General features: G+C 60.2%; 16 protein-coding genes and 1 tRNA gene. 6 read left to right on the top strand and 11 right to left on the bottom strand.

Annotation, left to right across the window (positions count from 1 at the left end; all coding sequences use genetic code 11):
- Positions 1-3 precede the first annotated feature (3 nt).
- On the bottom strand, positions 4-1326 hold the full coding sequence (locus DevBK_RS04375) for a chloride channel protein (RefSeq protein ID WP_317184589.1): 1323 nt from the start codon (positions 1324-1326) through the stop codon (positions 4-6).
- Between the two features lie 67 nt (positions 1327-1393).
- Positions 1394-2812 (bottom strand): NADP-dependent phosphogluconate dehydrogenase, encoded by a 1419-nt coding sequence (gndA, locus tag DevBK_RS04370; protein ID WP_317184588.1) that lies wholly within the window; start codon positions 2810-2812, stop codon positions 1394-1396.
- 220 nt (positions 2813-3032) lie between these two features.
- Between gndA and DevBK_RS04365 the strand changes: the two genes are divergently transcribed.
- Together DevBK_RS04365 and DevBK_RS04360 are read left to right on the top strand one after the other, a co-directional pair.
- Entirely contained in the window at positions 3033-3803 is a 771-nt protein-coding gene (locus DevBK_RS04365; RefSeq protein ID WP_317184587.1) for an SDR family oxidoreductase, read from the top strand.
- The gene (locus DevBK_RS04360) at positions 3778-4338 is read left to right on the top strand and encodes a gluconokinase (protein ID WP_410494060.1); all 561 of its coding nucleotides are present in this window, start codon (positions 3778-3780) and stop codon (positions 4336-4338) included. The genes DevBK_RS04365 and DevBK_RS04360 overlap by 26 nt, the downstream gene beginning before the upstream one ends.
- Here DevBK_RS04360 and DevBK_RS04355 read toward each other — a convergent pair.
- The 5 genes from DevBK_RS04355 to DevBK_RS04335 form a co-directional block, all read right to left on the bottom strand.
- On the bottom strand, positions 4322-5227 hold the full coding sequence (locus tag DevBK_RS04355) for a DMT family transporter (protein ID WP_317184585.1): 906 nt from the start codon (positions 5225-5227) through the stop codon (positions 4322-4324). The two genes, DevBK_RS04360 and DevBK_RS04355, sit on opposite strands and share 17 nt — an antisense overlap.
- Before the next feature lie 68 nt (positions 5228-5295).
- Positions 5296-6051 carry an SDR family NAD(P)-dependent oxidoreductase gene (locus DevBK_RS04350; RefSeq protein WP_062630360.1) on the bottom strand — a complete coding sequence of 252 codons (756 nt, stop codon included), beginning with the start codon at positions 6049-6051 and terminating at the stop codon, positions 5296-5298.
- A 102-nt stretch (positions 6052-6153) separates the two neighbouring features.
- On the bottom strand, positions 6154-6621 hold the full coding sequence (locus tag DevBK_RS04345) for a CYTH domain-containing protein (protein ID WP_317184584.1): 468 nt from the start codon (positions 6619-6621) through the stop codon (positions 6154-6156).
- Position 6622: 1 nt separating this feature from the next.
- Positions 6623-7507, bottom strand: coding sequence for a CHAD domain-containing protein (locus DevBK_RS04340; RefSeq protein WP_317184583.1), 885 nt, complete (start codon positions 7505-7507; stop codon positions 6623-6625).
- A gap of 7 nt (positions 7508-7514) precedes the next feature.
- A complete protein-coding gene (locus DevBK_RS04335) occupies positions 7515-8051 on the bottom strand; it encodes a methylated-DNA--[protein]-cysteine S-methyltransferase (protein ID WP_317184582.1) in 537 nt (178 codons plus the stop codon).
- 54 nt (positions 8052-8105) lie between these two features.
- Between DevBK_RS04335 and DevBK_RS04330 the strand changes: the two genes are divergently transcribed.
- Complete coding sequence (locus DevBK_RS04330) at positions 8106-8777, top strand: RluA family pseudouridine synthase (protein WP_317184581.1); 672 nt, start codon at positions 8106-8108, stop codon at positions 8775-8777.
- A gap of 13 nt (positions 8778-8790) precedes the next feature.
- Here DevBK_RS04330 and DevBK_RS04325 read toward each other — a convergent pair whose 3' ends face one another.
- The gene (locus DevBK_RS04325; RefSeq protein WP_317184580.1) at positions 8791-9069 is read right to left on the bottom strand and encodes a hypothetical protein; all 279 of its coding nucleotides are present in this window, start codon (positions 9067-9069) and stop codon (positions 8791-8793) included.
- Positions 9069-9449, bottom strand: coding sequence for a RidA family protein (locus DevBK_RS04320; protein WP_317184579.1), 381 nt, complete (start codon positions 9447-9449; stop codon positions 9069-9071). Before DevBK_RS04320 ends, DevBK_RS04325 begins: the two co-directional genes overlap by 1 nt.
- Before the next feature lie 79 nt (positions 9450-9528).
- Here DevBK_RS04320 and DevBK_RS04315 point away from each other — a divergent pair.
- A tRNA-Leu gene (locus DevBK_RS04315) sits at positions 9529-9613 on the top strand.
- Between the two features lie 19 nt (positions 9614-9632).
- Positions 9633-10310: a hypothetical protein gene (locus DevBK_RS04310; RefSeq protein ID WP_317184578.1), complete on the top strand. Its 678-nt coding sequence runs from the start codon at positions 9633-9635 to the stop codon at positions 10308-10310.
- Here DevBK_RS04310 and gpt read toward each other — a convergent pair whose 3' ends face one another.
- A complete protein-coding gene (gpt, locus tag DevBK_RS04305; protein ID WP_061911336.1) occupies positions 10311-10808 on the bottom strand; it encodes a xanthine phosphoribosyltransferase in 498 nt (165 codons plus the stop codon). It lies immediately after the preceding gene.
- A gap of 79 nt (positions 10809-10887) precedes the next feature.
- Complete coding sequence (locus DevBK_RS04300) at positions 10888-11658, bottom strand: competence/damage-inducible protein A (RefSeq protein ID WP_317184577.1); 771 nt, start codon at positions 11656-11658, stop codon at positions 10888-10890.
- Positions 11659-11779: 121 nt separating this feature from the next.
- Here DevBK_RS04300 and map point away from each other — a divergent pair, with 121 nt between their 5' ends.
- The gene (gene map / locus DevBK_RS04295; protein ID WP_062630369.1) at positions 11780-12610 is read left to right on the top strand and encodes a type I methionyl aminopeptidase; all 831 of its coding nucleotides are present in this window, start codon (positions 11780-11782) and stop codon (positions 12608-12610) included.
- Positions 12611-12621 lie beyond the last annotated feature (11 nt).

The following is a 12621-nucleotide window of genomic DNA, read 5'->3' as shown; positions in this document are numbered from 1 at the left end:
CTCTCATTGTCCGGGCAATTGAGTTTTTGTATCGAGCGTAGCCCGTTGAAGAATGCGGTGAGCGAGCGCATGATACACGCCTTCGCGGCAGACCAGCTTCGAGCAGAAGGTGGCCACCAGTGCACCAATCATCACCGGAAAGATGAGCGCGTGATTTCCAGTCATCTCGATGACAATGACGAACGCCGTGATCGGCGCTTGGAGGACCGCGGCTAGATATGCGGCCATGCACACGATGGTCAACGCCGCGATCGGCAGCGGGATCAATGTTTTGACCATCTCGGCGATGCCGGCACCCACTGCAAGGGATGGCGAGAATATGCCGCCAGGAATGCCGCTAACTGACGACAGCAGTGTCGCTAGCAGCTTCAACGGAGCAAAGCCGGCGGGTGCGCCCTCGCCCGCCATAATAGCTTTTGCCTGCTCGGCGCTCGTGCCGAATATGCTTCCCCCCGTCACGACTCCACAGACGGCGACACCGAGACCACAGAGGACAGCGAAGAGGACTGGATGCGACTTAATCACTTTGCCCACTCTGCCTGGCAGTCCATAAGAAAACGCGATCAGGCCGCGACTGAATAGTCCGCCGGCAAAACCACAGATCGCAGCAACTGGGAGCACCCAGATCCACTGCTGGATATGGCCGAGCGTCACGAGCGATCGACCAAAATACGTATAGTCGCCCACAATCGCGAGCGGGACCAAGCCCGCAACGATCACCGTACCAAGCACGAGGCCGCTGGTCCGCAACTCGAACGAGCGACCCATCTCCTCTATGCCGAACACAATTCCAGCAAGTGGCGCGTTGAAGGCAGCTGCAACGCCCGCTGCAGCGCCAGCAAGCAAAAGACCTGGCTGTCGATGCGGCGCAAAACGGCCGAGCCAGAACATTATCGATGCGCCCACCTGCACCGTTGGTCCCTCACGCCCCGCAGATGCACCGACGAGCAGCCCACCGGAGAGAAGCAACATCTTTGCTGCCGCCAGCTTCGGTGACACCAATTTTGTTTTGCTCTGCTGATCCTTCAGCTGCCGCGCCGCAATGACCTGCGGAATGCCACTACCCTGCGCGCCATCAAAATAACGACCCGTGACCCAAGCGAGAAAACCGAACCCCAATGGCGTCACCAGCAAGGGCATATAGGGCCATTGCCTCTGCGCGGACACAAAAAGCGCCATGGCAAAGTCAGCGCCATAAGCGAGCGCGAGGGCGGCAACGCCGACGACAATTCCGCCGACCACAAACAGTGCTCGGCGCCGCAAACGCGGCAACCAAATGCGGTTCACACGGAGATGAAGTGCTCGGCGGAAAGAGCGCTCGGTCATGACTAGCTTCTGAAATGGTTGAGCCGGAGACTAGCCCCGGCTCATGACGTCGAGAAAATTGCGGCGCTTACTTGCCGAGCGTCGACGGCCAGGTGCCGTGGAGATCGGAGCCGCGGCCTTCGATTTCGAAGCCGTGGGCGCCGAAGAAGTCGCGCTGGCCCTGGATCAGGTTGGCGGTACCCTTGGCCTGACGATAGCTGTCAAAGTAGCTGAGCGCAGCCGAGAGACAGATCATCGGGAATTCGCCGATGGCGGCAGCGGCAACGACCTTGCGCAGGCTCGGGTGGGCGTCCTTCATGATCTCGACGAAGTCGGGCACGACGAGCAGATTGGTTGCTTCACCCTTGGCATAGGCCGAGGACATCTGATCGAGGAAGCGCGAGCGGATGATGCAGCCGGCGCGCCAGATCTTGGCGATCGTGGCGAGCGGCAGGGCCCAGCCATTTTCTTCCGAAGCCTTGGCAATCACGGCAAAGCCCTGGGCATAAGACACGATCTTGCCGGCGAGGAGCGCCTTTTCGAGATCGGCGAGTGTGACGTCGGTCTTGGCACGGTTAGGCTTGCCATAGATGCCTTCGGCGGCGACGCGTTCAGCCTTGCGCGACGAGATCGAGCGGGCCGCGACAGCGCCTTCGATGGCGGTAGCGGGAACGCCCATCTGCTGCGCGGCGATGGCAGACCAAACGCCAGTGCCCTTCTGGCCAGCCTTATCGAGGATCAGATCGACCAGCGGCTTGTTTGTGTCGGGGTCGACAGCGTCGAGCACGTGGCCGGTGATTTCGATCAGGTAGGAATTGAGCGGACCCTTGTTCCATTCCTTGAAGACATCGGCGCAAGCCTTTGCATGCATGCCCAAACCATCGCGCATGACGCCATAGACTTCGGCGATCATCTGCATGTCGCCATATTCGATGCCGTTGTGGATGGTCTTGACGAAATGGCCAGCGCCACCTTCACCGAGATAGGCGCAGCAGCTTTCGCCATCGAACTTGGCAGCAATCGCGGTGAGCACTGGCTCGGCATTGTGCCACTGTTCCTTGGAGCCACCGACCATGATCGAGGGGCCGTGGCGGGCGCCTTCTTCACCGCCGGAAACACCGACGCCGAGATAGCCGATGCCCTTGGGGCCGAGGTAGTCGAAACGGCGCTGGGTGTCGGTGAAGAGCGAATTGCCGCATTCGATGATGGCATCGCCCTTTTCGAGGTGCGGCAGGAGCTGTTCGATCATTTCATCGACCGGCTTGCCGGCCTTCACCATGATGATGATGGAGCGCGGGGCCTTTACGGCCTGGACGAACTCGGCGAGGTCATACTTGGCCGTGACCTTACCATCGAGACCTTCCTTCTTCGCTTCTTCGACGAACTCGTCGATGCGGCCGGGAGACCGATTATGGACGGCGATGGAATAGCCTTTTTCCGCGATGTTGAGCGCGAGGTTGGAACCCATCACCGCCAAGCCGATCAGGCCGATATCTGCATTCGCCATGAAGCTGTCCTTCCGAAGTCTTCGTCGCCGTCAAAATGTCGTGCGCCATGCGCGTGGTGCATAGCATGCGGGGGCGACAATGACCACAAAGTGGGTTCGCTGGAAAGGGCGATGGCGGCAATATTCGACCAATTCGCCATGCTTGTATGGAAGCTCCTATGCGCGTCTTGCTTCATAGCGCTTTGGATGGGTAGAAGCGTCGAGACAGAAGGATTTCAAGATGGGTCAGCGCTCGCCATTCGATCTCTCCGGCCAGCGCGCCCTCGTGACTGGCTCCAGCCGCGGCCTCGGCTTTGCTATGGCCAAGGCGCTTGCTGCGGCCGGTGCGGATATCGTCCTGAATGGACGCGATACTGTGGCACTTGGGGCTGCTGCCGCCGATCTCTCCGAGAGTGGCGTCGAGGTCAAAGCGCTGGCTTTTGACGTGGCGAGCGAGGATAGCGTTGCGGAAGCGATGGATTACTGCGACCGCGAGATCGGACCGATCGACATCCTCGTCAACAACGCCGGCACAATGGTTGGCGGCGCGCTCGAAGACTACCCGCTTGATCGTTTTGAAGCCTTGCTGTCGGCCAATCTTGTCTCTGCCCTGTGCGTAGCGCAGGTCGTTGGCAAGAGCATGCTGGCGCGGGGTCGGGGCAAGATCATCAATATCTGCTCGACGCGGGCCGATCGCCCACTGCCCGGCAATGGGCCTTATGCGGCGACCAAGGCCGCGCTGGTGAACCTGACCCGCGCCATGGCGCTGGAATGGGCGCCGCGAGGTCTGCATGTCAACGGTATAGCGCCGGGATTCTTTGCGACCGAAATGAACGCTGCGCGCATGGCTGATCCGGACTTTCAATCATTTATGTCGCGCGTTTCACCAATGGGGCGCTGGGGCGAGCCGGATGAACTCGGCGGCGCCGTTGTCTTTCTTGCCTCGGCGGCATCCAGTTTCGTCAATGGGCACATACTTTACGTCGATGGAGGCCACAGTGCAGCAGTCTGAACCCGCCCGCATCATTATCGTCATGGGCGTCAGTTCCTCGGGCAAGTCTACCGTTGGCGCTGCGCTAGGGCGTGCCCTGCATGCGCCGTTTCTCGATGGCGACAAATATCATCCCGAAGCCAATGTCGAAAAAATGCGCGCCGGCATTCCGCTTACCGATGAGGACCGCTGGCCTTGGCTCGAAGCCTTGGCGGCAGCATTGAAAGATGCCGCGGACCAAAAAAAGGGCATTGCTGTCGGGGCGTGCTCGGCCCTCCGGAGGGCCTATCGCGATTTCATCACCGAGAAAGCCGGCGAGCCCGTGTGCTTCGTTTATCTAGACGGCAGCCGCGAGGTGATTGGCGAGCGCATGGCCAAGCGCAATCACGAATATATGCCGACAAGTCTTCTCGACAGCCAGTTCGCGACATTGGAAGTGCCGGATCCACAGACGGAAAACGTCATCGTGGTGCCGGTGACGGATCCGGTAAACCGGATCGTGACAACGGTGACCGGCCAACTCGATCACCTCAAGAGCTTCAAACGCTGGCAGTAGCTTTTCGGGTGAAACGGCCCTGCCCATAGGCAACCAGCGCCGCAGCGCCGACGACCAGAAGCGCGCCGAGAAGCGCGATTGGTCCGGGAACGATTCCGAGCAGGATCAGGTCGAAACCGAAGGCCCAGATGATGCCGGTATATTCATAGGGCGCAAGGACCGACACCGGAGCGCGGGCAACCGATTCCATCAGCAGCACGTGGCCGAGGCCGCCAAGAAGACCAGCGCTGACAAGTAGCCAAAATTGGGTTTGGGTCAGGTCGGCCCACCCGAGAAGCGCGGATGCAAGTCCTGCGGCCGAGCAGATCAGCGCAAACGAGAGTGCGATGCTGGCAGGCGGCTCGGTGCGCGTCAGGTCCTTGACCTGGACACGTGACAGCGCGTTGGTAGCGGCCATGGCAACGCCTGCGCCCACGCCGATCAAGGTTCCTTCGCGCAATTCGCTACCGACGAGAGACGGGTACAGCATCAGCACGATGCCGGCAAAGCCGAGCACGACGCCGAGAAAGATCGTGGCGCCAGGCCGTTCGCGCAGAAAGATCATGGCGGCAGCGATCGAGAGAATCGGCGCGAGATAGGTCAGCGCCGTGGCAAGGCCCACCGACAGGTAGCGCAGCGAAACGAAGGAAAAGAACATGACCGCGCAGCCAAGGAGGCCGCGGACCAGATGCTTGTGCGGATACCGGGTGCGGATGGATTGGCCGAGTTCACGCCGGACGGTGAGATAGATCAGCGTCGGCAAAAGGGCGACGAAGCTACGCCAGAAGATAATCTGGCCTGTCGGTACGCCATCCGCGGCAACGGCGTGCACAGCGGTCGACATGCCCGACATGACGGCAAGGCCGCCCGTCGAAAGCCAAAGGGCGGCCGCGATATTCTGCTTGGGCATGGGTGGGGGTCACAGGAGGGAAAGTTTCGCCCTTGGTAGTGTTCCCCACCCTGCCCTGCAAGCACGGATTACTGCGCGGCGTAACCGCCATCGACCAGATGATAGGAACCGGTGATGAAGGATGCCTCATCGGACAGGAGGAACAGCGTCAGCGCCGCGACCTCACCGGACTGACCGAGACGCCCGACCGGATGCAGCGCACGGAGGCCGTTCAGGGTATCGGACGGCGTGGCGGAGCCGAGGAGCGGGGTTTCGATGAAGCCCGGACCGACGGCAGTCACGCGGATACCCTCCTTGGCATAGTCGATGGCGGCCGCCTTGGTCAGCCCTACCACACCGTGCTTGGCCGAGACATAGGCCGGAGCGCTGGCAAAACCATTCGTGCCGAGGATCGAGGCCATGTTGACGATCGCGCCACCGCCGTTCTTGAGCATGGCAGCGATCTCGTACTTCATCGAATAAAAGACGGAGTTGAGGTTGACGTCGATGACCTTGTGCCAATCGTCAAAGGTGTAGTCGCCGGCCTTGGCTGCCTTGCCACCAATGCCGGCATTGTTCACGGCAACGTCGAGCCTGCCATAGGTGTCGACGGCGAACTGTACGGCCTTCTCGACCTGGTCGATCTTGCTGACGTCAACCGCGACGGCTGCGGCTTCGCCACCGGCAGCCTTGACGGCGTCCACGGCAGCCTGGGCGGCATCGAGCTTGAGATCGGCAACAACTACCTTGGCACCGCGCGCCGCCAACTGCTTGACGACCGCTTCACCGATGCCGGAAGCGCCACCTGTGACGAACGCGACCTTGCCTGAAAAATCCTGTGCCATAACAATCTCCTTTATATCCCTTGGAGATATGCGCTTTGGCCGCTGGTGCAACAGCGTGTGCGACGAAGTCCGGTGAACGGATTGTTCAATCGCGACACGAACTTATTGCGGCACACCGGGCGTGCGCGAAAGGCTGGCATTGGCGTATCGATCGTCGTCGGTGACCTCCCGCCCTATCCAATCGGGTATGGCGACCTCATCACGTTCGGATGACATTTCAACCTCAGCAAGAACCAGCCCCTCATGCAGCCCTTCGAAGACGTCGATCTCCCAGACATGATTGCCGAACGGTGCTTTGTGGCGGCGCTTCTCGACGATATTGGGAGAAGAAAGAGCCATCATTTCCCGCGCGTCCGCGAGCGGCACTTCATATTCAAATTCTGGGCGTGTGAGGCCAGTTGCTTTGCCTTTCAAGGTCAGCACGGCGCGAGTGTCATCAAAAATGCGGATGCGAACCGTGGCCTTGGCGCTGGTCGAAAGATAGCCCTGCTGCAGGCGTGCGGAACTCGTCACTGCGCTCTTCCACGCATCGCTCTTGAGCAGGAATTTACGTTCGATTTCCTCGGCCAATTCAGATGTCCTTGGGCAAGAGTTTCCAGAATTTGCCGAGCCGGGCGGCTAGCGCAGCACGGTTTTCAACGCAGAGCTCTCGCCCAAGCGGGATCGCTTTTTCGGCCAAGGCTTGTTGTTGGCCCGCAAGGCCCTCGCGCAAACTGACATCGAGTGGGCCGGCTCTTTGCGAGAGAAAATCAGCGAGAACCGCGATGTTGTGGTGATCCCCCAACAGATCACCAAGCGTGTCGAGATGCGCCTTGCGTGTAGCAAGGATATGCGGCGCTGATTTGCTCAGTAGGCCGATGTGAAACCAATGACCTTTCGACTGCTTGCGCCATTCATGAAAATCGACGGGATCATGGGACTTCGCGGCCTTTTTCATCCGCTTCTGCATCTCACTGTAGGTATCGCCCAGACCCGCCCTGAACAGTTGAAAACCGTCACCGCTGAGTGACCAATCAGGCACGCGGCCCAGCGCGTTCTGCATGGCTAGCGCAAAGTCTGCGAGAAGCTGCGACTGGTTTTGCTCGGCTTTCACCTCGTCCAGATGGGACGTCAGCAGCGCCCGAAGATTTTGCTTCCGCTCGTGAGGAAAATCAGCCGCCCATGGCTCTTGCATGGCGGCATCGTAGGTTTCGACCATGACAGCCGCATCGCGGGAAACTGAAAGCGCGGTAGCAGCATCGCGGAATGCCGCGTTTTCCGCTTCGAATTCTTTGAAATTTGGTCGGACAAGGCGGATCAGACCGCGGATCTTCTTGCAGCGACGACGGAGGCCATGGACGGTCTTGTCGAAGTCCTTGTAGGCTTCGGCCAATTCAATCGCCGACGTGATCTGATCCGCTGCGATCTGCCGTACCTGTGCCGGGGTGTCCTTGCGCTGCTTGAATGAAAAGCTCATGCCACTCCTAAAACGCAAACTGCATTTGCCCCGGCGGCGTGCCGAGGCTCACACCTTCCAATGCCAGCATGACGCGCTTGGTTGCCGTGCCGCCCGGCGCAGAAAAGCCTCCCGCCCCACCGCGCGCCGCGAGAACACGGTGGCAAGGAATGATTAGCGGAATAGGATTTGCGCCCATCGCCTGGCCGACGGCGCGCGAAAGGCCGACATCGCCCAATTGCCGCGCCATGTCACCATAGGTGGTTGTCGCACCTCGGCTGATCGTAAGCAGGATGTCGTAGCAGCGACGGTGGAAGGCCGGCACGCCATCGAGATCAAGCGGGACATCCGCGAAATCGACAACCTCGCCTTCGGCATAGTCCTCGATCCTGTCGAGCACAGCGCTGATTACCCGCGGCGGCTCCGAGCGTTGGGCGCCGAGTTGTGCAAGGCGATGCTCGAGCGCGATGGCTTCGTTGCCGGGCAGGAACACGCGCCTGATGCCTTGATCGGTCCAGATCAGTGCGAATTCGCCGAGCGCCGTATTGAAGGTCGTGCTGTACATCGTGCGAGCATAGTAGGGTTGGTGAAAACGGCCAAGCTCTGCTAAAGCCCCGGCATGCCCGGTCCCATGCCCACACTGCTCAATTATTTTCCGCCAACCGATCCTTATCTCAACGTCATCCACGTCGATGACGATATTCTGGTGGTCGACAAGCAGAGCGGCTTGTTGAGCGTTCCCGGCAAGGATCCGAGCCTCTGGGATTGCGTCGAACATCGCGCGCGACAAACATGGCCAACCGCCGGCATGTGTCACCGACTCGACAAGGACACGTCAGGTGTCTTGGTGCTGGCGCTCAACAAGCGCGCGCATGGACGCATCGGCAGCCAGTTCGAACATCGGCAGACGACCAAGAGCTATGTGGCCCGCGTTGCCGGCGTAATTGCCGAAGACAGTGGCGTCATCGACCTGCCTCTCGCGACCGATTGGGAAAACAAGCCAAGACAGCGCGTTGATTTCGAGAATGGACGCCACGCCAAGACCGAATGGCAGGTCTTAGAGCGCGAACCCAATGCGACACGGGTAAAACTTGTGCCACTGACCGGCCGGACGCACCAATTGCGCGTGCACATGCTCGCCATTGGTCATGTCATCCTCGGCGACGCCTTCTATGCCGAAGAGGATGATTTCAAGGCCGCAGATCGGCTTCAGCTGCATGCGGCAGAGCTGGGTTTTACGCATCCAACGCGCGAAGAGTTCATGACCTTCGTGGCGCCAACGCCGTTCTGACCGGTCTTTCAGATCAGTCTTCGAACTTCACTTCGATCCGTTGGAAAATGCTGCCTTCCTTCATAGTGTCGAGCCATTTGCGGAAATCGGCGACATCGGTGAAACCGGCGCGCTTGGCATCTCTATCGGTAACTTCATCCGCACTCATATCGGTGACGGAAACGATCGACAGTTGACCAAACTTGGTCTTGAGCGTGCCGCCGGTTCTGACGGTCGGACGGTTCCAGCGGCGGAAGATCACGTCGATCTTGCCGGCTTTGATGTCTTCGAGAAGTGCGAGTTTGAGCAGCATCAGTCGAGGACCGCCGTAGCTGTGATTTCGATTTTGAGACCCTTGGCGAGCAATTCCTTGACGACCACCGTGGCGCGGACCGGGAATGGCTGCTGAGTAAAAAACTCGCGGTAGACCGCGTTCATGCCAGGGGCATCGGCGCTGTCGACAAGAAAAATCTGCACCATGACGAGGTTGGCAAGCCTGCCGCCAGCGGCATTGAGTGCGATCTGCAGGTTCTCGATACAGCGGCGAGCCTGTGCTTCGATACCGCCCTCGACGATCTCGCCGCTAACCGGATCTTCGGGGATAGCCACGAGCCAGAGATGCTTGCCGGCGCGCACAGCGTCATTGATCGGCGCCGAGGATGGCGCAATGCCGGTTTCGATGCGTTCGATCATCTTCTCTCCGGGGTTGAGAATCGTCAGAGCACAATTGTCTTGCGCATCGCCTTGTGACAAACACGGGCCACCGAGCCAAGCGGGCGTGGTGAAACTGGTAGACACAAGGGACTTAAAATCCCTCGGCTAACGCTGTACGGGTTCGATTCCCGTCGCCCGCACCATCTCCTTATCCGAGCGCTCATGAAACCCTGGATCCATCTCGATACGGCAAATGTCCCGGGCGACAAGACCCAGCTCAAACTGATGCAGCGGGGCGATGAATTCTCCATCATGCTCGGCACAAATGAGCTGATGAACAGCCGCCTCAGTGGCTCGGAGGAAGCGCTGGCGACACTGAGCGCCGAGCGCGTTGGCAACCGTCCCCAGCCGCGCGTGTTGATCGGCGGTCTTGGCATGGGTTTTACGCTGCGCGCGGCACAGGCGTGCTTTGGGCCAGACAGGGAATTGGTTGTGGCGGAACTGGTCCCTGAGATCATCGCCTGGGCGCGCGGTCCGCTGACGCCAGTTTTCGGCACTTGCCTCGATGACCCGCGGGTTAGAGTGGTCAATGACGACGTGGGTAAGGTCATCGCGGCGCGGAAAGCTGCCTTTGATGCGATCCTGCTCGATGTCGACAATGGGCCGGATGGCGTGAGCCGGGAGCAAAATGACAAACTCTATGGGCTCAAGTCGCTCAGAACGTCGCTGGATGCTTTGCGCCCGGGCGGCGTGCTCGCTGTTTGGTCGGCGCATCCGAGTGAGCCATTCACAAAGCGTTTGGCGACAGCAGGCTTTGCGGTCGAAGAAATAAAAGTGCGCGCGCGCAGCGGTGGTCGCGGCGCGCGGCACGTTATCTGGTTGGGCAAAAAGCCTGGCTGATCAGTCTGTGCCGCCCGAGATCGGAGCGACGTAAGCGACGTCGAGGTCCCACGGGAAGAAGATCCAGGTGTCCTGGCTGACTTCGGTGATGAACGTATCCACCATTTCGCGGCCCTTGGGCTTGGCATAGACAGTGGCAAAATGAGCGCCGGGGAGCATTTCGCGGACAACGCGGGCGGTGTTGCCGGTGTCGACGAGATCGTCGACGATCAGGATCTTGCCGCCGCCCTTGCAAAGCTCGATGACCGGCTGGCTAATTTCCTTGAGGATCTTGATGCCGGTCTGGTTCTGGTGGTCATAGCTCTTTGCCGCCACAGTCTCGACAGTGCGGATGTTCAATTCGCGCGCCACGATAGCGGCCGGCACAAGCCCACCACGAGCAATGGCGACGACTGCATCAAACGGGCCGAGGCTGGCGAGGCGCCACGCCAAGGCGCGGCTATCGCGGTGAAACTGGTCCCAGGTGACGGGAAACGACTTCTGGTTGGGATTGCTCAACGCTCAAAACTCCGGGGGCGTGCGGGCCGATTGATCCTTCGTGGGGACCGTCCATATCAAAGCGCGGCCAATCCGCCAATCATTCCGCATCGGGTGGCGCAATACCCGCTTTTTCGTGAGCATCCATTACCATGGCCCGCACCTTCTCGGTGGCCTCGTTCAGCCGTACCTCGTCGGATGAGCGCAGAACGAGCTCGGTCATAACGCGGTCTTTGCCCATCTGTGGATAAGAGCCCATCTTCACGTCGGGGTATTCTGCCTGGAGTGTACCAAGCGGGCCGCCGAGAGTTCCTTCACCGACTGCCGCTTTGACAGTTTTAGACAGAACCTTCTTCCCGCCTTCGAGCTTTGGTGCGAGTGCCTCGAGCATGGCGCGCATGATGACGGGGACGCCGGCCATGACATGGACATTGCCGATGCGAAAGCCGGGAGCGGCGCTGACCGAATTGACGATAAGATCGGCGCCTTCGGGGATGCGCGCCATGCGGAGGCGCGCCTCGTTGACCTCGGTGCCAGTCTGGGCCCAGCGTGCTTCTAGCATAGCGCGGGCCTGCGGATTGATTGGCAGCGCCACGCCGAACGCCTTGGCGATGGCGTCGGCGGTGATGTCGTCGTGGGTTGGGCCTATGCCGCCCGTCGTGAAGACGTAGGTATAGCGCTGGCGAAGCGCGTTGACGGCTTCGACGATCGACTCTTCGACGTCGCTGACGACCCGGACTTCGGTGAGGTCGATGCCGAGATCGGTGCAGAAATCGGCGACGGCGCCGATGTTCACGTCCTTGGTGCGGCCGGAGAGGATTTCGTCGCCGATGACGAGGAGACCGGCAGTGACGCGCGCTTGACTGGACATGATTGGACCCGGTGTGTTTGAGCAAAAAGGAATGCCCCTGCCCTAACGCGCCGTCAAGGTTAGAAGCCCTTTCCATTGCGACAGCAACTGACTAGGTTTGGAGCATCTTCCGGAGTCCTGCATGGTTACCTACGTCGAAGCATCCGCCAAACCGCGTCGCACCGCCGGCATCATTCCGATCCACGGGACGGAAGGCTTTGAGGGCATGCGCAAGGCTGGCGCGCTGACGGCACAGGCGCTGGACATCCTGGCAGAATATGTCGAGCCAGGCGTCGACACCGCAAAGCTTGACCAGATCGCCTACGAATTCGGCCGCGATCATGGCGCGGTGCCTGCAACGCTGTTTTACAAGGGCTATCGGCATTCGATCTGCACATCGATCAACCACGTTGTGTGCCACGGCATCCCCGACGAGCGCGGCATGCGCGAGGGCGACATCGTCAATATCGACCTGACCTTTATCGTCGATGGCTGGTATGGCGATTCGAGCCGCATGTATCCCGTCGGGGAAATATCTCGAAAGGCCGAGCGGCTGATCGAAGTGACCTATGCGAGCCTCGAAGCAGGCCTCGCTGCGGCCAAACCCGGTAATACGACGGGCGATATCGGTGCGGCGATCCAGGCTGTCGCCGAGGGCGAGCGCATGAGCGTGGTGCGTGATTTTGTCGGCCATGGTGTGGGCCGGCTATTCCACGATGAGCCGAACATTCTCCATTTCGGAACGCCGGGCACCGGCGTGCCGATTAAGCCGGGCATGATCTTCACCATCGAGCCGATGATCAATCTCGGCAAGCCGCACGTGAAAATTCTCTCGGATGGCTGGACCGCAGTGACACGTGACCGGACGCTGTCGGCGCAGTGCGAGCATTCGATCGGTATCACCGAAACCGGGAACGAGGTGTTTACGCTTTCGCCCGGCGGCCTCTTCAATCCTCTCGCAGCACGGAAGTAACGTTGAGCGAC

Source organism: Devosia sp. BK, assembly GCF_032907385.1.
Taxonomy (GTDB): Bacteria; Pseudomonadota; Alphaproteobacteria; order Rhizobiales; family Devosiaceae; genus Devosia.
The sequence above is the reverse complement of the archived record's forward strand: the minus strand, read 5'-3'. Positions and strand labels throughout refer to the sequence as shown.